This window comes from Pseudomonas sp. S2_F03, assembly GCF_054668335.1.
Genome location: NZ_CP162759.1, coordinates 1,595,082 through 1,616,741 on the forward strand (window position 1 = coordinate 1,595,082; position 21,660 = coordinate 1,616,741).

12 protein-coding genes and 1 pseudogene are annotated in these 21,660 nt (G+C 60.0%); 8 read left to right on the forward strand and 5 right to left on the reverse strand.

All coding sequences use genetic code 11. From position 1 onward, the window contains the following. Positions 1 to 170 precede the first annotated feature (170 nt). Positions 171 to 302: pseudogene (locus AB4N76_RS07655) on the forward strand (DUF6124 family protein); the annotation flags it as partial. Between the two features lie 155 nt (positions 303 to 457). Here AB4N76_RS07655 and AB4N76_RS07660 read toward each other — a convergent pair. Then, on the reverse strand, positions 458 to 817 hold the full coding sequence (locus AB4N76_RS07660) for a PilZ domain-containing protein (RefSeq protein ID WP_460164336.1): 360 nt from the start codon (positions 815 to 817) through the stop codon (positions 458 to 460). A 241-nt stretch (positions 818 to 1,058) separates the two neighbouring features. After that, on the reverse strand, positions 1,059 to 1,430 hold the full coding sequence (locus AB4N76_RS07665) for a tetratricopeptide repeat protein (protein WP_046033261.1): 372 nt from the start codon (positions 1,428 to 1,430) through the stop codon (positions 1,059 to 1,061). Between the two features lie 188 nt (positions 1,431 to 1,618). On the opposite strand from AB4N76_RS07665, the gene pyk reads away from it, so the two are divergent. Continuing rightward, the gene (pyk, locus tag AB4N76_RS07670) at positions 1,619 to 3,109 is read left to right on the forward strand and encodes a pyruvate kinase (RefSeq protein WP_460164337.1); all 1,491 of its coding nucleotides are present in this window, start codon (positions 1,619 to 1,621) and stop codon (positions 3,107 to 3,109) included. Between the two features lie 171 nt (positions 3,110 to 3,280). Here pyk and AB4N76_RS07675 read toward each other — a convergent pair whose 3' ends face one another. Genes AB4N76_RS07675 through AB4N76_RS07685 form a run of 3 tightly spaced genes read right to left on the reverse strand, consistent with a single transcriptional unit; the run spans position 3,281 to position 6,094 of the window. Further along, complete coding sequence (locus tag AB4N76_RS07675; RefSeq protein WP_460164338.1) at positions 3,281 to 4,030, reverse strand: enoyl-CoA hydratase-related protein; 750 nt, start codon at positions 4,028 to 4,030, stop codon at positions 3,281 to 3,283. Positions 4,031 to 4,059: 29 nt separating this feature from the next. Then, entirely contained in the window at positions 4,060 to 4,995 is a 936-nt protein-coding gene (locus AB4N76_RS07680; RefSeq protein ID WP_460164339.1) for an iron-sulfur-binding ferredoxin reductase, read from the reverse strand. After that, positions 4,988 to 6,094: a GGDEF domain-containing protein gene (locus tag AB4N76_RS07685; RefSeq protein WP_077432196.1), complete on the reverse strand. Its 1,107-nt coding sequence runs from the start codon at positions 6,092 to 6,094 to the stop codon at positions 4,988 to 4,990. Before AB4N76_RS07685 ends, AB4N76_RS07680 begins: the two co-directional genes overlap by 8 nt. 480 nt (positions 6,095 to 6,574) lie before the next feature. Between AB4N76_RS07685 and AB4N76_RS07690 the strand changes: the two genes are divergently transcribed. The 6 genes from AB4N76_RS07690 to AB4N76_RS07715 all read left to right on the forward strand — a co-directional run bounded on the left by AB4N76_RS07690 (position 6,575) and on the right by AB4N76_RS07715 (position 21,583). Then, positions 6,575 to 8,098, forward strand: a complete 1,524-nt coding sequence (locus tag AB4N76_RS07690) for a fumarate hydratase (protein WP_077431369.1) — start codon at positions 6,575 to 6,577, stop codon at positions 8,096 to 8,098. Between the two features lie 239 nt (positions 8,099 to 8,337). Further along, on the forward strand, positions 8,338 to 12,828 hold the full coding sequence (locus AB4N76_RS07695; RefSeq protein ID WP_460164340.1) for a SpvB/TcaC N-terminal domain-containing protein: 4,491 nt from the start codon (positions 8,338 to 8,340) through the stop codon (positions 12,826 to 12,828). After that, positions 12,828 to 15,614, forward strand: coding sequence for an RHS repeat-associated core domain-containing protein (locus AB4N76_RS07700; protein WP_460164341.1), 2,787 nt, complete (start codon positions 12,828 to 12,830; stop codon positions 15,612 to 15,614). The genes AB4N76_RS07695 and AB4N76_RS07700 overlap by 1 nt, the downstream gene beginning before the upstream one ends. 113 nt (positions 15,615 to 15,727) lie before the next feature. After that, a complete protein-coding gene (locus AB4N76_RS07705; RefSeq protein ID WP_460164342.1) occupies positions 15,728 to 18,418 on the forward strand; it encodes an RHS repeat domain-containing protein in 2,691 nt (896 codons plus the stop codon). A gap of 79 nt (positions 18,419 to 18,497) precedes the next feature. Beyond that, positions 18,498 to 20,264 carry a sensor histidine kinase gene (locus AB4N76_RS07710; protein ID WP_460164343.1) on the forward strand — a complete coding sequence of 589 codons (1,767 nt, stop codon included), beginning with the start codon at positions 18,498 to 18,500 and terminating at the stop codon, positions 20,262 to 20,264. Next, positions 20,258 to 21,583, forward strand: a complete 1,326-nt coding sequence (locus tag AB4N76_RS07715; RefSeq protein ID WP_046033258.1) for a sigma-54-dependent transcriptional regulator — start codon at positions 20,258 to 20,260, stop codon at positions 21,581 to 21,583. The genes AB4N76_RS07710 and AB4N76_RS07715 overlap by 7 nt, the downstream gene beginning before the upstream one ends. The last annotated feature ends 77 nt before the right edge of the window (positions 21,584 to 21,660 follow it).

Below are 21,660 nucleotides of genomic sequence, written 5' to 3' on the forward strand. Positions count from 1 at the left end.
GCTGTTCGCAGGGCGCCCTCGGGCGCGCCGGTTTTCGTGATTCCCCGGTCGACTAACCTGCGTCCAGCCGCCCCCTAATGAGAGGGTCAGCCCAATACGGGAACCCCGGTAAATCTAAACTTACCGGGGTTCTCACTGACTTGCGGAGACCTCTCATGGACATTTTGGACTTGCTCGACCTGGCTGAAAGCCTGGACAGCACGCCGCGGCATCTGGCGATGGCGATTTATCGGATGAGTGAGTGGGGGTTGATGCTGGTGGAGCGGTCGCTGGATAACGAGAAGGCGATCAAGACGGCGTAGCGTTTAGCCGTTCATTTTTCTGTTGTCTTTAATGACGCCATCGCGAGCAGGCTCACTCCTACAAGGGTATCGGCGCTCACACCTGCTGTGATCACCAAAAATCCCCTGTAGGAGCGAGCCTGCTCGCGATAGCGGTAGTGAAGTCACTACAACCTTCAGGCCGAAGCCGGCAACGGCTGAAAACTGAAGTATTGCTGTAACGCACTCACCAGTTGCCCATACTCCGGCGGTGCCCGTTGCAGGCTGAAACCGGCGTCATAGTGGTGAGGGGTCGCGTCTTCGTGGCACCACAGGCAACACGCCCGAAAATCGATGATTTGCAGGCAACCGTTGCAACCGGGGACTTTCAGGCGTAAATCGAAATCGGCGCCAATCATCATCGGCAACTGGCTGATCAGCATCAGCCCGTCGGCAGAGACATTGCCCAGAAACCCGATGGGTTTGTCAGTGACGCTGTTGAACACTTTCAGGAAATACGGCAGTTGATGCCGCTCGATACGGCGGTTGGTAAACATGCGCAATTCGCCCAGCAAGGCCCTTAAGCAGAGCCGCACTACTGCTTCGGAACGGGCCTGCGTGACTTGTTTAGAGGTAGGCGCGCTCTCCCCGCTTCCGGTGCGACAGTCCACACAATGCTGACGCTCACTGCTGCCGGTCACAGGCATGACCTCGGTTCAGAGGCAAGGGCTCTGAAACCGATCTATTGGACTATAGCTCACCGCCACCGGTGAGCCAGCCGTTGCATGACAACTGCAATCAGTAAGTCGGGCGCGGGGCCGCTGCGCTGCGGATCGGGTAATGGCCCGTGCTCTGCAGGGTTTCCAGACGGGCGCGGGCGCGGTAGGCGTATTCGCTTTGCGGGTAGGTCGCGATGATGAACTCGTAAGTCTGAGCCGCATCGACGAACAGCATCTGCCGTTCCAGGCACTGGCCACGCATCATCGAGACTTCCGGCCACACATAAGGCCGCACGCGACTGGAGCGCTCGACTTTCGACAACTCGAGCATCACCTGCTCGCAATTGCCACGGTCATAGGCGCTGTAGGCGAGATTCAAATGATGGTTCATGGACCAACGGGCGCAGCCCGTCACACTGAGGGCAAGGACGGCAATGAGCGCAAATCGCATGGGGGTTCTCCTGTCTTGAGCCCTGTATCGACCCGTTGAGTAAAAACTTCAGGCTGCCTGCACCAAAAGCATTCGCCTGGAGATAAAAGCGACGAACAAGATCTTTATAAAAAGTAGTGCAAACGAACAATGACTACACCCCTAGAGCATAGTAGCCTCACTCAGCGCTTGAACTCAGGAGTCTTTGCATGTCCGTCCGTCGTACCAAAATCGTCGCTACCCTTGGCCCGGCCAGTAACTCGCCGGAAGTTCTCGAACAGCTGATTCTGGCTGGCCTGGACGTCGCCCGCCTGAACTTCTCCCACGGCACCCCCGACGAGCACAAGGCTCGCGCGAAGCTGGTGCGTGACCTCGCCGCCAAGCACGGCCGCTTCGTGGCCCTGCTGGGTGATCTGCAAGGCCCGAAAATCCGTATCGCCAAATTCGCCAACAAGAAGATCGAGCTGAAGATCGGTGATCAGTTCACCTTCTCCACCAGCCATCCTCTGACCGAAGGCAACCAGCAAGTGGTCGGCATCGACTACCCGGACCTGGTCAAAGACTGCGGCGTGGGCGACGAGCTGCTGCTCGACGACGGCCGCGTGGTAATGCGCGTCGATACCGCCACCGCCACCGAACTGAACTGCACCGTGCTGATCGGCGGCCCGCTGTCCGACCATAAAGGCATCAACCGTCGCGGTGGTGGCCTGACGGCTCCGGCCCTGACCGAGAAAGACAAGGCCGACATCAAGCTCGCCGCCGAGATGGAAGTCGATTACCTCGCCGTGTCCTTCCCGCGTGACGCTGCCGACATGGAATACGCCCGTCAACTGCGTGACGAGGCCGGCGGTACTGCCTGGCTGGTGGCGAAGATCGAACGCGCCGAAGCCGTGGCCGACGACGAAACCCTCGACGCGCTGATCCAGGCGTCCGACGCCGTGATGGTTGCCCGTGGTGACCTGGGTGTGGAAATCGGCGACGCCGAGTTGGTGGGCATTCAGAAGAAAATCATTCTGCACGCACGCCGCCACAACAAGGCTGTGATCGTGGCGACCCAGATGATGGAGTCGATGATCCAGAACCCGATGCCGACTCGCGCCGAAGTGTCCGACGTGGCCAACGCCGTGCTCGACTACACCGACGCCGTGATGCTCTCGGCTGAAAGTGCTGCCGGTCTGTATCCGCTGGAAGCTGTGCAGGCCATGGCGCGCATCTGCGTCGGCGCTGAAAAGCACCCGACCAGCAAGACCTCCAGCCACCGTATCGGCAAGGTTTTCGAAAGCTGCGACCAGAGCATCGCGTTGGCGGCCATGTACACCGCCAACCACTTCCCGGGCGTGAAGGCGATCATCGCCCTGACCGAAAGTGGCTACACGCCGTTGATCATGTCGCGCATCCGTTCTTCGGTGCCGATCTACGCGTTCTCTCCGCACCGCGAAACCCAGGCCCGCGCGGCCATGTTCCGTGGCGTCTACACCGTACCGTTCGACCCGGCATCGCTGCCGCCTGAGCAAATCAGCCAGGCCGCGATCGACGAGTTGCTCAAGCGCGGCGTTGTGGAGAAAGGCGACTGGGTCATCCTGACCAAGGGCGACAGCTACCACACCATCGGCGGCACCAACGGCATGAAGATCCTGCACGTTGGCGACCCGATGGTCTCGAGTACCGGACCGCTGAAAAACAAAAGCCCCACCATGTGAATGGCGGGGCTTTTTGCTTTCTGGTCCAACAGCTGTGTTGTCTGATCGGGCCTCATCGCGGGCAAGCCCGGCTCCCACAGGGTTTTGTGTAGAACTCAGACTCGAGAACGACACCGGTCACTGTGGGAGCCGGGCTTGCCCGCGATGAGGCCCGCCCAATCACTGCAAGATTTAGTGTTTGCGGATAAACCCGGTCAACGCCGCCAACGCTTCCGGCGAGCGCAACCGCTGGGTAAACAACGCGCCCTCTTCCTCGATCACCTTGCGAATCAATTCCCGGTCCGGCGCTTTCATCAATTGCTTGCTGATGCGCACCGCTTCCGGTGGCAGCGATTCGAACCGCAGCGCCATTTCCCGCGCCTTGGCCAATGTTTCTTCGCCACTGCCCAACGCCTCGGTGGCAATGCCCCACCCCGCCGCCTGCTCACCGCTGAAACCTTCACCCAGCAACAGCAACTGCGCCGCTTTGGCATGCCCGAGCAGTCGCGGCAGGATCAGGCTGGAGCCGAACTCCGGGCATAAGCCGAGATTAACGAACGGCATGCGCAGGCGAGCATCACGGCTGACATACACCAGATCGCAATGCAGCAACATCGTCGTGCCAATCCCCACCGCCGCACCCGCCACGGCAGCGACCACCGGTTTACGGCATTCGAGCAGGTTGAGCATGAAATGAAACACCGGGCTGTCGAGGTTGCCCGGTGGTTGCTGGATGAAGTCGGCGATGTCGTTGCCGGCGGTGAAGCACTCGGCGCTGCCGGTGATCAGCACGGCGTTGATTTCGGGATCGGTATCAGCCTGCTTCAGCGCTTCGGCCAAGTGGCTATACATGGCGCGGGTCAGGGCGTTTTTCTTTTCGGGGCGATTCAGGCGCAGTGTCAGCACACCGCGTTCGCGTTCAATCTGGATGGTATCGGTCATGGTGGGACTCGCGTCTGATCAATCAGCGCTCAACCACGCGGCAGGAACACATCGGCCAGCAGTTGATTGCGCGGCAATCCCGCGAGGTAAAGGCGCCGGGAAAAGGCGTCGACACTGTCGGGGGCTCCGCAGACTAAGGCCAGGGTTTGTCGGGAGACAAGCCGCAGTTGCGCCAATGCCTGCGGCAACTCGGCCGGGGTCCAGAACTCGACCGTCAGGTTATCGCGACCGTCAGCCATGGCTTGCAGCGGTTTGGCCAGGTAATGCTCGTCGGCGTTATGGGCCAGGTGAATGAGGCGAATGGCGCCGTGATGATCCTGACGCAACGCTTCGCGCAAGACCCCGAACAACGGGCCAAGACCGGTGCCGGCGGCCAGCAGCCACAGCGGTCGGGTGTGCCAGTCAGGGTCGTAATGCAACGCCCCGCCGCGCAGTTCGCCGAGGCGCAGGGTGTCACCGATGCTCAACTGACGGGCCGCGTCGCTGAATTGCCCCGGCTGACGGCAATCGAGGTGAAACTCCAGAAAGCGGTCGTCTTGCGGCAGGCTCGCCAGTGAATAAGGACGCGCCACGTTGCCCGCCCACAGCACCAGATGTTGCCCGGCGTTGTAGCGCAGCGGCCGTTGCGGTGTCAGGCGCAGGCGCAACACGCTGGCGCTCAGCCAATCGATGGCGGCGACCTCGGCCGGGCGACCGTCCACTTGCGGGTCGAAGGCATGCACCTGCAAATCCTCGACCACCTGGCACTGGCACGCCAGACGCCAGCCTTGCTGACGCTGATCTGCGCTCAGGGCATCCGGGCGGTTGTCGCTCGGCAGGCCTTGTACACATTGCACCAGGCACGCATGGCAACTGCCGGCGCGGCAACTGTAGGGCACCGCTACGCCATTTTGATTCAGGGCATCGAGCAGGTTGCTGCCCGCTGCCACCGAAAAATGCCGCTCGCCGACCCGCAACTCAGGCATCGACGTTCTCCCAGGCCGCCGCGCAGCGATTGCGACCGTCACGCTTGGCGCGGTAAAGCGCCTGATCGGCTCGCTGCAAGGCGTCGTCGAGATCGTCGCCAACGGCCAGCAGGGTCATGCCCGCCGAAAGGCTCAGGCTGTTCACGTTGAGGCCGATCAGTTCGACATCGGTGAAGGCGATGCGCAGCCGCTCACAGCAGGCGGTCAGGCGTTCGGCATCGCAATCGGGCACCAGCACCACGAATTCCTCACCGCCATAACGCGCCAACACATCGCCGTCGCGCAGGCACGCCGTCGCCACGCCAGCGAAGGCTTGCAGGACCTGGTCGCCCGCCGCATGGCCGTGCACATCGTTGATACGTTTGAAGTGATCGAGGTCGATCAGCGCCAGGCCATGCATCACACCGGCGTCCATCACCTTCAGTTCGCGGGAGGCCAGGCGCAGGAAATGGCGGCGGTTGAACAGCCCGGTGAGTTCGTCGGTGGCCACCAGGTCTTCGAGCTGGCGCATCATCCCGCGCAGGGTGTCCTGATGCGCTTGCAGGGCGAAGCGCCGCTGACGCATGCGTTGGCGCGACGCCTGAACGTAATGGGCGTAGAGCACCAGCCAGATCAGCACAATCAGCAATACGCACACTTGCAACCCGGCCAGCGCCGGGTCGGGCAGCTGAAAATGGTAGCCCTCCCACAGCGTGATCGCGCAGAAACTGAAAAACACCAGCAGCGCACACCGCACGAGCGCCCGACGCGACAGGTGGAACAGTCCGAACAGCAGGATCAGCACGTAGAACACCAGAAACGCGCCGCGTGCCTCATCCAGATTGGCGATCAGCCAGGTTTGCCAACCCAGCCCCATCAACACTTGCGCTTCGGTCAGGCTGGGGTCGGAAAAGCGCAGGTTGCAGCCGCTGTAGAACACCGCGAACAACGCCACCTGGCTGATGACCACCAGCGCCGTGCCGACGGCCACGCTGGCCATGGGTTCGTCGTAGTGCCCGGTGAAAAACGCCAGCCACAGCAGCATCAAGGCCAAGGCGTAAGTGCAGGCTGCGAGGGCAAAGCGTTTGAGTAAAAGCCGTTGAATTGCGTTATGGGTCAATCGTTGACTCACCATGCGAAGGAATGCTGATCGAGTGTCCTACTCTACAGGCCGAGTGCCACTTTAGTGGCGAGCCAGACAAATAACCATACTATTTTCGGGGCAAAAAACTGGCGTCAAAAGCATGTCCCTCATTCACCCATCCCCATACCCTGTAGCAGCTGGCGAAGCCTGCGTCCGGCGGCGAAGCCGTCGTGAATCCATGCACCCCGGTGTGTCAGGCAAATCACCGATTCAGGTTTTACGACGGCTTCGCCGCCGGACGCAGGCTTCGCCAGCGGCTACAGGGGTCGTGAAGTTATGCGACCAACGATTGACTGTCGGCGGGTGTGCCCGGAACCGAGGCGCGGTATACTGCCGCGCCTTTTTAGCGTCGCGCCAGCAGCCCCGGCGTGCCTTGAAAGGTGCTTGCAACCGACCGATGCACCCAAGCTGCAAGCACCTTATTGAATGTTCCCGTCTTTTAGAGGAGCGCGACTCATGACCGTGATCAAGCAAGACGACCTGATTCAGAGCGTTGCTGACGCCCTGCAATTCATTTCTTACTACCACCCCGTTGACTTCATCCAGGCGATGCACGAGGCCTACCTGCGCGAAGAATCGCCAGCGGCCCGCGATTCGATCGCGCAAATCCTGATCAACTCGCGCATGTGTGCCACCGGCCACCGCCCGATCTGCCAGGACACCGGCATCGTCACCGTGTTTGTCCGCGTGGGCATGGACGTGCGTTGGGATGGCGCCACCATGGGCCTGGACGACATGATCAACGAAGGCGTGCGCCGCGCTTACAACCTGCCGGAAAACGTCCTGCGTGCCTCGATCCTCGCCGACCCGGCGGGCGCTCGTAAAAACACCAAGGACAACACCCCGGCCGTGATCCACTACTCCATCGTCCCGGGCAATACCGTGGAAGTGGACGTGGCGGCCAAGGGCGGCGGTTCCGAGAACAAGTCGAAAATGGCCATGCTCAACCCGTCCGACTCGATCGTCGACTGGGTTCTGAAGACCGTTCCGGAAATGGGCGCCGGCTGGTGCCCACCTGGCATGCTCGGCATCGGCATCGGCGGCACCGCCGAGAAAGCTGCGGTCATGGCCAAGGAAGTGTTGATGGAGTCCATCGACATCCACGAGCTCAAGGCTCGCGGCCCGCAGAACCGCATTGAAGAAATGCGCCTGGAGCTGTTCGAGAAGGTCAACCAACTGGGCATCGGCGCCCAGGGCCTGGGTGGCCTGACCACCGTGCTCGATGTGAAGATCATGGATTACCCGACTCACGCCGCTTCGTTGCCGGTGTGCATGATCCCGAACTGCGCCGCCACCCGTCACGCCCACTTCGTGCTCGACGGTTCCGGCCCGGCCTCGCTGGAAGCGCCACCGCTGGACGCCTACCCGGAAATCGTCTGGGAAGCCGGCCCGTCGGCCCGTCGCGTCAACCTCGACACCCTGACCCCGGAAGAAGTGCAGAGCTGGAAGCCGGGCGAGACCGTTCTGCTCAACGGCAAGATGCTCACCGGTCGCGATGCGGCGCACAAGCGCATGGTCGAGATGCTGAACAAGGGTGAAACCTTGCCGGTGGACCTCAAGGGTCGCTTCATCTATTACGTCGGCCCGGTTGATCCGGTGCGCGAAGAAGTGGTTGGCCCTGCCGGTCCGACCACCGCAACGCGGATGGACAAGTTCACCCGTCAGATCCTCGAGCAAACCGGCCTGTTGGGCATGATCGGCAAATCCGAGCGCGGCCCTACCGCGATCGAAGCGATCAAGGACCACAAGGCTGTTTACCTGATGGCAGTCGGCGGCGCGGCTTACCTGGTGGCGCAAGCCATCAAGAAATCCCGCGTCGTGGCATTCGCCGAACTGGGGATGGAAGCCATCTACGAGTTCGACGTGAAAGACATGCCAGTGACTGTTGCGGTTGATAGCAAAGGCGAGTCGGTTCACATCACCGGTCCTGCGATCTGGCAGAAGAAGATCAGTGAAAGTCTGGCGGTAGAAGTGCAGTAAGCGCTTCATCTGGCCATACAGCGGCCGGGTTACCTGAAAAGGCGACCCGGCCGTTTTTTTTACCTGTAAATAATGCCAATGGAATTAAAACCGTATTTCTTACAGCAATTCGATCTGGAAAAAACCCCTCTACCTGTCAGATCTGACAGGTTACGTAGGGCTCCCATCTTGTTAGCGTCTGACCCATCCAGCGACACCGTGCCACGGACGAGCGCCAGGCCAAAAACAGGATCAGCCCAATGCAAGATCAAGCGTCCCTGAGTATCACCGAACCCTCGATAGCAAAGAGTGCTTCGATCGCCACCATTGGCAAAAGCTGGGGCAAGGTGGGTCCGACCGGCGCCGCTTCTTTTGCATTGCCCCTGCCCGTTTCGCCCGGCCGCGGCTGGGACCCCAAGCTGGCACTGAGCTACAGCAGCCAGTCCGGGAACGGCGCATTCGGTGTCGGCTGGCATTTGGACTCTGCGGCTATCACCCGCCAAACCAACAAGGGCGTGCCCCGGTATCTCGACGATGACGTATTCCTCAACACCGCCGGCGAACAACTGATGCCCGAGCGCGATGACGAGGGCAACATCCAGTCCAGAGTCGAAAGTGAATACCGTGGCCAGCTCATTGGCGAACATACGGTGGTGCGGTATCGGCCACGGGTGGAACAGACGTTCGAGCTCATCGAGTTCTGGTGCTCCGATGCCACACCCGAAGGCTTCTGGCTGGTGCATGCGCCGGACGGCAGCCTGCACCTTTTCGGCAAAGACCACAGTGCACGCATTGCCGCCGTGCAAACGCCACTGCGGGTGTCGGCGTGGCTGTTGCAGGAAAGCATGAACGCCCACGGCGAGCATATCCGCTACGTGTACCGGTCAGAGGAACCAAGCGAGCTTCCTGACCCGAGTGATTACCGGGCGCAGCGGTATTTGCATCAAGTGTTCTATGGCAACTTCCCCGCGTGTGCGGATTTGTACAGCTGGGAGCTGGCCCAGACACCGACACCGTCGTGGCTCTTTCACGTGGTGTTCGACTACGGCGAGCGCACGCTGGAACTGACAGAAAAACCTGTTTATGACGGCCCGACACTCAAGCCATGGCTGATCCGCCATGACCCCTTTTCCTCGTATGGCCAGGGCTTTGAAGTCGGCACTCGCCGCCTCTGCCGGCAAGTGCTGATGTTTCACAACTTTGCGGAACTGGGTGACAAACCGGCATTGGTTCGCCGCTTGCTGCTGGAATACTCGGACACCGCCGCCCCCTGGTCCTACAGCCAAATCACCGCAGCGCATTATCAGGCGTATGACGCCAGTGGCACCGTGGAAAACATGCCACCGATGGAGTTCGTGTATTCGGGTGGCGAGCTGAATACACAACCGGCCGCGTTTTTTCCGTTCGACCACATGCCGGGTATCGAAGACGGCCAGCACTATCAATGCGTCGACCTGTTCGGTGAGGGCTTGCCGGGTTTCCTGTGTCGCCATGACCAATGCTGGTACTACCGGGAGCCGATGCGTGACCGCACTGGCGGTGATCGCATCACCTATGGCCCGTGGACAGTGCTCAACGAAATCCCGGTCGCCGACCGCAGCAAGCAAACGCATCAAGCGCTGATGGACCTGACCGGAGACGGTCGTCCGGACTGGATCATTGCCCAACCCGGCGCTCAGGGTTTCCATACCTTGAACGCGGATCGGAGCTGGTCAGGATTCATTCCGTTCAAGGCGTTCCCGGTGGAGTTTTTCAAGGTCCTGTCGCAGTTGGGCGACTTGCAGGGCGATGGCCTCAGCTCGCTCACACTGATCGGCCCCAACGCCGTGCGCCTGTACGCCAATCGGCGCGAGGAAGGGTTTGCCAAGGGCGAGGACGTCGCACACACACCGGATGATGACCGCCTGCCTTTGATCAGTAGCTCACGCAGCGAACTGGTGTTTCTGGGTAACCTGCTGGGCAGCGACACCCCCTCGTTGTGCCGCATTCGCCACGACGAAATCAAATGCTGGCCGAACCTTGGGAACGGAACATTCGGCACGGGATTTGTCATCGAAGGCCCGATGTTCGATTACGCCACCTTCGACGCAGCACGTGTGCGCATCGCCGACTTGGACGGTTCGGGTGCCCCTGCACTGATCTATCTGAATTCCGACGAGTTCGATATTTATCTCAACCTGGGCGGCAATAGTTTTGCACTGACACCTATTCGGGTTTCCTGGCCCGAAGGCGTGCGTTACGACAACCTGTGCCAGGTGACGCTCGCCGACTTGCAAGGCCTGGGCTGCGCCAGTCTGATCCTGACCGTTACACATATGAAACCTGAGCACTGGCGCTATGACTTCGTCAGCACCAAGCCGTACCTGATGATCGCCAGTAATAACAACATGGGGTGCAGCACAGAGGTGGCTTATCGCAGTTCGGCGCAAGAATGGCTGGACGAAAAAACCAGTACCCACTTCACATGTCATCTGCCCTTCCCCATCCAGGTGGTGAGCCAGCAGAGCCAGCTCGATGAAATTACCGGCAATCGCCTGAACCAGTTTTTTCGTTATTTCCAGGCTTACTACGACGGCCAGGATCGGGAATTCCGTGGCTTCGGGCTGCTGCACCAGACCGATACCGAAACCGGTCCGGATGAAGACGAAAGCTTTACCGCTGCGGCATTGGTCTGCACCTGGTTTCATACTGGCCAACAGATCGACATGCCTGGCGAGGGATACTTCAATCGTGATGATGAGGCACACCCGCTGGGCGAAACGCTGTTTTGTCGTTATCACCCGGACGACGAGTGTGAAGAACTCATCAGCCCTGCCGATGAAGCCACCGCCCACGAAATCGCCCGTGCGCTCGCGGGCAATATGCTGCGAACGGAAACCTACGCAGCGAATGACCCGGACACCCCGTTCCTGGTTGAACAGTCCCGCTACATCGTGCGCGAAGTACGTGAGCGCGGTAAGCACCAGCCTGACGCGGTGTTGATGGTGTCGTCGCTGGAAACCATCAGCTACCACTATGAGCGCTTCATTGATGACCCGTTGTGCCGGCATGTCCTGCACTTGGGGCGGGATGAGTTCGGGCTGACGACCCACAGCATCACGGTCAGTTATGCCCGGCGCCTGACCGAAAATGATGAGCCGCCCTTTTCCGATATCGATGAGCGCAAATGGTGGAGCGACGCCCATGATCCGGCTCAACAGTCCTATTACCTGAGCGAAACACGCGCTGCATTTATTCACCTGGTCGACCTGCAAGGCTTCAGACTCGGCCTGCCCTATCGGCAACGCGGCAATGCACTGATATTGCCCAAAGGCGTTGCACCGGCGGGACTGAACCCCGAAGTCATTGACTATGAGCAGTTTATTGACCTGTTCAGGTCAGCCGAATGGGCGGCCCGGCGGGAGCTGACCTCGCAAACGGTGCAACGCTACCTCAACACCCGGGACCGCACGCTGATGCCGGACGGCACGGCCGAGTTCGAGGCCCTGGCAGGCCCGCTGGAAATGGCGCAGCTGAACAAAACGGCGCTGGATGTCTACGGTGACGTGAGCCCGCCCATTGATATCCGGGCCGAACTGACGAAGATTGGTTACTTGTGCATGCCACTGTTTCTCGGGACGGACAAAGCCGCCGACGAGGAAGAGAACAAACTGAGGAATCTCTGGTCCAGCGAATACAATTTTGCCAAGTATGCAGACCTCGACCTCTTTTACAGGGTGATTGAATTCAACGATACCCCGAGCCATGGGGCGACCAAAGCGACCCGCGACGATTACGGCTTCGCAACCCTCAACGTCGAGTTGCCGGATGGCTGCACCACTCGCGTCGAGTACGACTATCACTCACTGCAACCGCTGCGCATCATTGATGCCAACGAAAACGTTGAAGAAGCCATTTACGATCCGTCCGGTCCGCACACCATCACGTATTACGGAACGGAAAACGCGGTGCCCGCCGGCTTCCTGCCCATTGCCGACTACACCCGTCCCGCAGATTCCAGCCCCGCGACTGCAATCGAACTTCCCAAGGAAGCGCTGCAAAATGCCGCCAGCACGTTACGCAAGGATCTGTTCAGCTGGATGGGCAAGCTCCCGGATTCCGTGAGGCAGACACCCGACTGGCTCAACGACTGGATCACGCAAGGCTACGTACTGCCCGACCTTCACATACGCGCCAATGCCCGATTGCGCCTGGCCAGTCGTACGTCCCGCACGCTGCCCGAGCAAGCATTGTGGGACCTGCTGCTCACCCTCGTTCGCGTTCCGGTGCACAGTGTGGTGCTGACCGCCGATCGCGATTACTACGACCCGCAAGAGCAGCAAATCCTCATCAGCCTGGACATCGTCGATGGGTTCGGACAGCCCCTGCAATCCCAACAGCGGGTAGAGGCTGGCGAAGCCTATGTGGTGGAAAACGGCGAACTGGTGATCGAAAACGGCCAGCCGAAAGTGGCTCACGCCGAGCGTCGCTGGCGTATCAGCGAACGCGTGGAATACAACAACAAAGGGTTGGCGGTACGCACCTATCGCCCGTATTTCGCCAATGCTTATGGCTACATTCATGACCATTCTTTCAGGGATTTCGGCCATCACGACAAAAGCTATTACGACGTCCTCGGTCGCCTGATCAAGATCATCAACGCCAAAGCCGATGTCGCGCTGGAAATCATCCACCCCTGGTACACCACCAAGCTGGATTTTAATGACACCTATGTCGCACCGGACTCGAAAGGCTCCAAGGCAGGCAAGTGATGACCACCACGGTCGACTGGAAAACCCCGTCGGTGACGGCCAATGATGCAAGGGGCTTGGCCGTGCGCCAGATGATCTACTTGCGCAATGTGCCGGGCGGGACCGTGCAAACCCTCATCACCCGGCAATGTTTCGACAACCTCGGGCGGCTGAAGGAGCAACGGGACGCGCGACTGCTCAATGCTGCCAAGCCCAACCTGGCGACTATTTACGACCTGGGCGGGCAACCGGTAAACGTCGCCAGCGTCGATGCCGGAGGACGCACCCGCCTGGTGGGTCTGGCCGGTGAAATCCTCCAGCGCTGGGATGGACGCGGCAATCATTGGCGCAACACTTACGACAACCAGTTGCGCATGCTCACGCTTGAAGAAAGCGGTCAAGGCATCGTTGACGCTTATGCCTACGCGACGGCACTGGCGGACCCGAGCCATAACCTTCGCGGGCAGATGATCCGGCAAACCGACCTCTCAGGCGTACTCGAACTCAACAGCTTCAGCCTCAAGGGCCAGCCGCTACGCGACAGCCGAACCATCACCACTGTCGGCACTTTCACCAGCAGCCGGACCTACAACCCGCACGGCGCATTGCTGACCCAGACCGATGCCGGTGAACATCAGCAACGGATGCACTACGACATCGCCGGGCAACTGCGACAGGTTCAATTACGGCTAGAACCCACAGGCACCTGGCAGGCTGTGCTTGAAGAGGCCAGGTACAACGCCGAAGGGCAGATCATTGAGCAACAGGCCGGCAACAAAGTGCTCAGCACCTGGGTCTACGACGAGGCCGATGGTCGTCTCACGGCCTTTACCGCTGGTGTACCGGGGCAGGCCACGCTTCAGCACTTCGCGTACCTTTACGACCGGGTCGGTAACACCCTGCGCATCGACGACCTCACCTTCAAACCGATGTACTTCGCCAATCAGCAGATCGACGGCCGCCGCGAATTCACCTACAACTCGCTCTACCAACTGAGCAGCGCCACAGGCCATGACGCGCTCCCAAGCGCTGACCTGCCGGGCCGCCCTTCGCCCAGTGATCCCAATAACCACCTCAACTACACACAGCGATACGAGTACAACGCCGGCGGCAGCCTGATCAAATTGATCCATGAACGTGCGGTGGGCGGGTATAGCCACGAGATGCTCATTGACCCGACCAGCAATCGAGGTGTGCGCTGGAAAGAAGCGGACCCTGTCCCGGATTTCGACACGTTGTTCGACCGCCACGGCAACCAGCAAGTCTCGTCCCCGGGCAGGTCCTTGCACTGGAACAGCCGCGATCAACTGGCATCAGCGACGCTGGTTGAACGTGACAACAGCGCCAACGATGAGGAAACGTATCGCTACAGTCAGGGTGCACGGCTGCTCAAACGCCATGAATGGCAAGCCTCGAACATCACTCATTTTCGTCAAGTGATCTACTTGCCGGGGCTGGAAATCCGCACCCGGGACGACGGTGAAACGCTGCACGTCATCACCTTGCCCGGTGGTCGAGGCGCTGTCCGTTGTCTGCATTGGGTGAGCAAAAAACCCGACGGGATCGATCAGGATCAACTGCGCTACACCCTCGACGATCAGTCGGGTTCCTGCCTCATGGAGCTTGATCAGGACGCCAGACTGATCAGCCACGAAGGCTACTATCCGTTCGGAGGCACCGCCTGGCTCAAGGCCGTTTCCTTGCTGGAAGTCGGCTACAAGACCATCCGTTATTCGGGCAAGGAAATGGATGAATGCGGGCTTTACTACTACGGTGCCCGTTATTACGCACCGTGGTTGCAGCGCTGGGTGAGCACGGATCCGACGGGGGCTGCGGACGGGCTGAACCTGTATCAATTTGTCGGGAACAATCCGCTGCGCTATGTGGATCAAGCCGGCGAGGCGAAAGCAGAAAACGTCATCCTCAATTATTCAAACTTCATTTCGGTCCTGGAAGGTCATGCCTCCCATACACTCGGGCAAATCGACAACATCATTCATAAGTCCAACATTGCAACATCACTGGCGAAGAACCTCCTGGGTGAATCGATCAATGCGGTGATCGGTTTTTCCGGTGGATTCTATGCAGGCGAAAACCTGGGTGGTTTAGTACCTCAACATACCGCTGCGGGCAGTCTCAACGCCAAAGAAGTCATGCCTTACTCCGGTGGCCTTGTTGTCGGTAACTTCGGTGGTGAAATGGCAGGTCGTACGAGCCCATCGGTTATTCCTGTCTACAAGCTGACCGGTCCGCTGATACCGCAGACCTCCACCATGTCCATCAAAGCGATTGACCAGGGATTGGGCCTCGACACAGGTTCTAACCCAATCGACTGGCTTGGAAGCACGATCAGTCGGTTCTTCAATAACATCGTCGGCTCAGTGGTTCCAGGGGTGAGCGCGTTCCTGGCCATGGGCTCAAGGGTACAGGAAGCCGAAGACATCAAGAACGGGCTGGACCCGGTCAAGATTGGCAAAATAGAGGCGATGCTGAACGAATGGGAATCCGTCGAAAACAAGCGCTATGCCTATGTTCTGGCCGCCTTCAAGGGCATCGGCACTGATGTCATTTACCCCGCCGACGTGCTGCCCAACGTCAATTACATGACCCCTAAGAGCCGCCTTCAGCCGATCCGCCTGAGCGACTTGAAACAACAACATGCGAAAACGCAGGACTTGATTCGTCGCAACAAGGCAGGCCTGGCGCAAATCAAGGAGAGAGGAACGACAGACAACCGATTCTTTGCTCAAGCAAGCGCGCACTGGAGCGAAACACCATGCCCATGCATAAGGGCACGCCAAACCTGACCGTCGGTGATGCCAGAGGCCTGCCGATTCGCCAAGTGGCGTATTTACGCAAGGAAGTCGGTGGCGATCTGGAAACACTCATCGCACGACACGTCCATAACCCGACCGGCCACTTGATCGAGCAATGGGACGCGCGCTTGTCCAGCCCAGGCCTGTGCAGCGTCCATCGCCTGTCAGGCGAGCCCGTCAAGATCATCAGCGTCGACGCCGGTTGGCGCGTGAGCCTGAGCGGTCTGGCCGGCGAAGAACTGCATCGTTGGGATCAACGCGGAACTCATTGGCGTAACACTTACGATGTGCAATTGCGTGTGGTTGCGGTGGCGCAGGACGAACAACAAAACGTCGAGACCTTCTCCTTTGCCGACGCATCGGCCGAGCCTGCCCGTAACGTGCGTGGCCAGTTGATCGAACAAGTCGATCCCGCAGGGTTGCTCGAACTCAGCAGCTTTAGCCTTCAAGGGCTGCCGCTTTGTGAAGTCCGAACGATTGCCGACGCGGGCCCCTTCATCAGCCGCAGCACTTACAGCCCGCTCGGCGCGGTGCTGACGCAGACCGATGCCGGTGGGCATCAACAGCACCTGCACTACGATATCGCCGGACAACTCAAGCAGGTGTTTTTGCAACTCAAGGACAATGAGCGGCAATGTGTATTGGAGGATACGCAGTACAACGCAGCCGGCCAGATCCATACGCAAGTTGCCGGCAACGGTGTCGTCAGCCAATGGCGCTTCGACCCAGCCGACGGTCGCCTGAGCATGCTCAAGTCCGGAAAACCCAACGAAGCCTTGCAACAAGACCTGCAGTACTTTTATGACCCGATCGGCAATATCGTACGCATCGAAGATCACACATTGAGCACCGTGTACTGCGCCAACCAACGCGTCGACGGGCATCGTGACTTTACCTATGACTCGCTCTACCGGCTGATCAGTGCGAGCGGCTTCGAGGCAGAAATCCCCAATCTGCGACCCGGTTTGCCGGACCCGATGCAGCCGATTGACACCGGCCGGCGCTATGGCTACACGCAAAGCTACTCGTACGATGCGGGGAATAACCTGATCAGGCTTTGTCATCAGCGTGAGGGCAACAACTTCACGCAGCACATGCGAATCGACCCTCACAGCAACCGTGGCGTGCGCTGGGAATCCGGCGATCCAGAACCGGATTTCGAGCAGTACTTTGACTGGCATGGCAACCAGCTGCTTGTGCAGAAAGGCGCCCAACCCTTGAGTTGGAATGCCCGCGACCAGCTGGAAACAGTGACTCTACTCACTCACGGCAACGGCTTGGCCGATGATCAGGAAACTTACCTCTACAGCCAGGGCGAACGGGTCTGCAAACGCCACATCACCCACACCCGGTCGACGACCCACAGCCGTGAAGTGCTTTACCTGCCGGGTCTGGACATTCATACCCGCGACAACGGTCGCGTGCTGCACGTCGTCACTCTGCCACTCGCCTTCGGCAGCGTTCGATGCCTGCACTGGGTCAACGGCCAGCCGGATGATCTGGAGCCGGATCAGTTGCGCTACAGCCTCGACGATCATTTGGGGTCCTGCACACAAGAACTGGACCGCAACGGCGCCTTGATCAGCCTCGAGTTTTACTACCCGTTTGGCGGCACGGCGTGGTGGGCGGCGCGTTCGGCCGTAGAAGCCGACTACAAGACGATTCGCTATTCAGGTAAGGAAATGGATGCCAGCGGGCTTTATTACTATGGCGCCCGCTATTACGCGCCGTGGCTGCAACGATGGGTCAGTGCCGATCCGGCGGGGGATGTGGATGGGCTGAATTTGTATGCAATGGTCGGCGGCAATCCCGTCACCTTCATCGACGCCAATGGTCAGGGGTTGGGTGACTTCATAGACAATTTCGTCGAGACACCGGTGCAAACCAGCGCGAGGAAAGCTAAAAGCAAAGCCGAGCGCCAGCTGTCTGCGGCAAAACGTAATCTGTCTTCATCTATTTATCGGCATATTCAGATCGTAGGGATTTCGTTATTGCGCAGCAAGGATGCTCAACAGCAAATTCTCAATCATCGCTCACCGGCCGATTTTGCGGCGTCGACGGCTCGCCGCACCGCGGTGCATGTGGCGGGACAAGTCGTCGCCTATGGCGGCGGAATTGCAGTCGGCGTAGGCGCTCAGGCACTGGCTGTCGCTGCACCGGGGGTAGGCAATGTGGCAGGCGTCGCACTGGGGTTTGCCGCAAAAAAAATGATCAGTCTGGCGTTGGATTACGCAGCCGAGCGAACCGGCGCCAGCGCGTCAGTAAAGTTCAAGGCCAGCCGGCTATCCCCGGAGAAAATAGTCAAGAAAGCCGAATACAAATCCATGAGCCCCGGATATTACATCCAACAAAAATACGAAAAAATGCTGCCCGATACTCGCAAAGGCGTATTGAAAGCCACGAAAGAAGGCGCTGGAACCACCATCGGCTTAGCAGCTAAACAACTTGCTCCACTTCACGCCAGTGAAATCAGTGCCACTGCCAGCATAGTGCTGGGTGCCATCGAGATCGCTCACGAAATCGCCGGAGCTTCTGGTGATATTTCTGATGCGAAGTCCGCCAAGGGAGAGGTTTATATGACGGATGTGATCGACGCTCTGAAGGCCAACATGGATGACCTTCGGCACAAGTTCGAGACTGTCGGCGTCGATGCCATGCACACCTTCAGCTATTTCGGAGAAAGCGCCGGCGATACCGTCGCAAGTCTGCAGCAAATAACAGACTTGGCGGTCAATGAGGTGGCTTATGCTCGAACCATGCTGCGCTCAGGATCAAGCAAGTTTACCCCCGTCTGACCGCATTACGCTTGAAGTGAGTAGGATGTCCGGGCCCATGATATGGTGCCCGCCCGTCTTCCTCACTGTTAGCACCAGCATGCTGCCCACTTCCCGTTACCTGCGTCTGTCGTTGTATACCCTGCTGATCGTTGCCGGTGCCATCCTGGCCGCGACACTCGCCATGCGCCACGCCGAACGCCAGGCCCTGGTTGAAGACGCCGCCCGCGCCAATCAGCAATTGGCGCTCTACGCCAATTCCCTGCACACCCTGATCGATCGCTACCGCGCCCTGCCCGCTGTGCTGGCGCTGGACCCGGAACTGCGCGCCGCCCTCAATGGCCCGGTATCGGCTGCGCAACAGGACGCGCTGAATCGCAAGCTGGAAAAAATCAACGGCGCCGCGCAATCCTCGACCCTCGAACTGCTCGACCGCACCGGCCTCGCCGTGGCGGCCAGCAACTGGCGTTTACCCAGTAGCTATGTCGGCCACAACTACGGCTTTCGCCCCTACTTCAGCGAGACTCGCACCCAAGGCACCGGGCGCTTCTACGCCGTGGGCGTGACCAGCGGCATTCCGGGGTACTTCCTGTCCAGCGCAGTGACCGACGACAACGGCGAGTTCCTCGGGGCGATGGTGGTCAAGCTCGAGTTTCCGGAACTGGAACGCGAATGGCGTCAGGGCAGCGACACGCTGCTGGTCAGCGATGCACGCGGGATCATCTTCATCGCCAACCAGCCGGGCTGGCGCTATCGCTTGTTGAACCCCCTGAGCGACAGCGATCACGCCGAACTCAAGGTCACCCGCCAGTACGACAAACAACCGCTCACGCCGCTCGAATTCCAATCGGTGGAGCGTTTCGACGACAACAGTGAGCTGAGGCAAGTGGCGGGGCCTGACGGGGCGGCGAAGTATCTGTGGGAATCGCTGCCGTTGACCGCCGAAGGCTGGACGCTGCACTTGCTGCGCCGCCCGCAAGTCGCGTTCGAAGACAGCCGCAACGCCGCGCTCGCCGCCGCCGGACTGTGGCTGGCGCTGGTGTTTCTGTTGCTGTTCCTCAATCAGCGTTGGCGCCTGGCCAGACTGCGCCAGCGCAGCCGCGAAGAACTTGAACGATTGGTCGAGGAACGTACCCGCGATTTGCGCACGGCGCAGGACGGTTTGGTGCAGTCGGCCAAACTCGCGGCGCTGGGGCAGATGTCGGCGGCGCTGGCCCATGAAATCAATCAACCGCTGACGGCCCAGCGCATGCAACTGGCGACCTTGCGCCTGCTGCTCGATCACGGTCGGGTCGACGACGCTTACAAGGCACTCAAACCGGTGGACGACATGCTCACGCGCATGGCGGCCCTCACCGGCCACCTGAAAACCTTCGCCCGCAAAAGCCCCAGTGGCCTGCGCGAACGCCTGGACCTGGCCGCGGTGGTCGACCAATCCCTGCAATTGCTCGACGCACGCCTGCGTGATGAACAAATCAGCACGGTGCTGCACCTGACGCGTCCGGCGTGGGTGCGCGGCGATGCGATTCGTCTGGAACAGGTGCTGATCAATCTACTGCGCAACGCCCTCGACGCCATGCACGACAAACCCTGCAAGCGCCTGGAAATCCGCCTCGAAGCCGACGAGCAACTGTGGCGCCTGACCGTCAGCGACAACGGTGGCGGCATCGCCGAAGAACATCTGGGCAACGTGTTCGATCCTTTCTTCACCACCAAACCGGTGGGCGATGGCCTGGGCCTGGGCCTGGCGGTATCGTTTGCCATCGCTCACGAAGCGGGCGGACGCCTGAGTGCCGACAATCACGCCAACGGCGCGGTGTTCACCCTGTCCCTGCCCATTGACCTGGAGGCCCACAGCCCATGCTGAATTCAGTCATGGTGGTCGACGACGAAAGCAGTATTCGCAGTGCCGTCGAACAATGGCTGAGCCTGTCGGGCTTTGAGGTGCAATTGTTCAGCCGCGCCGATGAATGCCTGGCGCAACTGCCCACTCACTTTCCCGGCGTGATCCTCAGCGATGTGCGCATGCCCGGCATGACCGGGCTGGAACTGCTGGCCGAGGTTCAACGGCGCGATGCCGACCTGCCGGTGATTCTGCTGACCGGTCACGGCGATGTGCCGATGGCGGTCGAGGCGATGCGCGATGGCGCGTATGACTTTCTGGAAAAACCCTTCAGCCCGGAAACGCTGCTGAGCAGTTTGCGCCGCGCGCTGGACAAGCGGCGGCTGGTGCTGGAGAACCGCGCCCTGCACGAACAGGCCGACAACCGCGCCAAACTCGACGCGACGCTACTCGGTGTGTCCCGTGGCTTGCAAACCTTGCGCCGCCAGGTGCTGGACCTGGCGGCATTGCCGGTCAATGTGCTGATCCGCGGCGAAACCGGCAGCGGCAAGGAGCTGGTTGCCCGCTGCCTGCACGACTTCGGACCGCGGGCCGACAAGCCGTTTGTGGCGCTCAACTGCGCGGCGATTCCCGAGCAATTGTTCGAGGCCGAGTTGTTCGGCCACGAAAGCGGCGCGTTCACCGGGGCGCAGGGTAAACGCATCGGCAAGCTTGAATACGCGGATGGCGGCACGCTGTTTCTCGATGAGATCGAAAGCATGCCGCTGGCCCAGCAAGTGAAATTGCTGCGGGTGCTGCAGGAGCAGAAGCTTGAGCGCCTGGGGTCCAACCAGAGCATTCGCGTGGATTTGCGAATCATCGCCGCGACCAAGCCAGACCTGCTCGATGAAGCGCGGGCCGGGCGTTTTCGCGAGGACCTGGCCTATCGACTGAACGTTGCCGAGTTGCGACTGCCACCGTTGCGCGAGCGCCGCGAAGACATTCCGTTGTTGTTCGAGTCGTTTGCGCAGAATGCCGCCGAGCGTCTGGGGCGGACGTTCCCACCGTTGACTGGCCCGCAGTTGAGCCATCTGCTGAGCCACGACTGGCCGGGCAATGTGCGCGAACTGGCGAACGTCGCTGAACGGCAAGTGCTGGGGCTGGGCGAACCGGAACCGGTGGGCATCGACCCTGGCCAGTCACTGGCGGCGCAGCAGGAAGCGTTTGAAGCGCAATGCCTGCGCTCGGCGTTGACCCGGCACAAGGGCGATGTGAAAGCGGTGCTTGAAGAACTTCAACTGCCGCGCCGGACCTTCAATGAAAAGATGCAGCGGCATGGACTGACGCGCGAGATGTTCCTGTAGCGCCTGAACGGGCCTCTTCGCGGGCAAGCCCGCTCCCACAGGGTTCAGTGTCGTACACGAAAATCTTCGTTCAACTC

Coding starts and splice junctions, on each gene's coding strand:
- AB4N76_RS07715 (WP_046033258.1), top strand. CDS start 20,258: ATGCTGAATTCAGTCATGGTGGTCGACGACGAAAGCAGTATTCGCAGT.
- pyk (WP_460164337.1), top strand. CDS start 1,619: ATGTCCGTCCGTCGTACCAAAATCGTCGCTACCCTTGGCCCGGCCAGT.
- AB4N76_RS07680 (WP_460164339.1), bottom strand. CDS start 4,995: ATGCCTGAGTTGCGGGTCGGCGAGCGGCATTTTTCGGTGGCAGCGGGC.
- AB4N76_RS07690 (WP_077431369.1), top strand. CDS start 6,575: ATGACCGTGATCAAGCAAGACGACCTGATTCAGAGCGTTGCTGACGCC.
- AB4N76_RS07700 (WP_460164341.1), top strand. CDS start 12,828: ATGACCACCACGGTCGACTGGAAAACCCCGTCGGTGACGGCCAATGAT.
- AB4N76_RS07695 (WP_460164340.1), top strand. CDS start 8,338: ATGCAAGATCAAGCGTCCCTGAGTATCACCGAACCCTCGATAGCAAAG.
- AB4N76_RS07675 (WP_460164338.1), bottom strand. CDS start 4,030: ATGACCGATACCATCCAGATTGAACGCGAACGCGGTGTGCTGACACTG.
- AB4N76_RS07710 (WP_460164343.1), top strand. CDS start 18,498: ATGCTGCCCACTTCCCGTTACCTGCGTCTGTCGTTGTATACCCTGCTG.
- AB4N76_RS07665 (WP_046033261.1), bottom strand. CDS start 1,430: ATGCGATTTGCGCTCATTGCCGTCCTTGCCCTCAGTGTGACGGGCTGC.
- AB4N76_RS07660 (WP_460164336.1), bottom strand. CDS start 817: ATGTTTACCAACCGCCGTATCGAGCGGCATCAACTGCCGTATTTCCTG.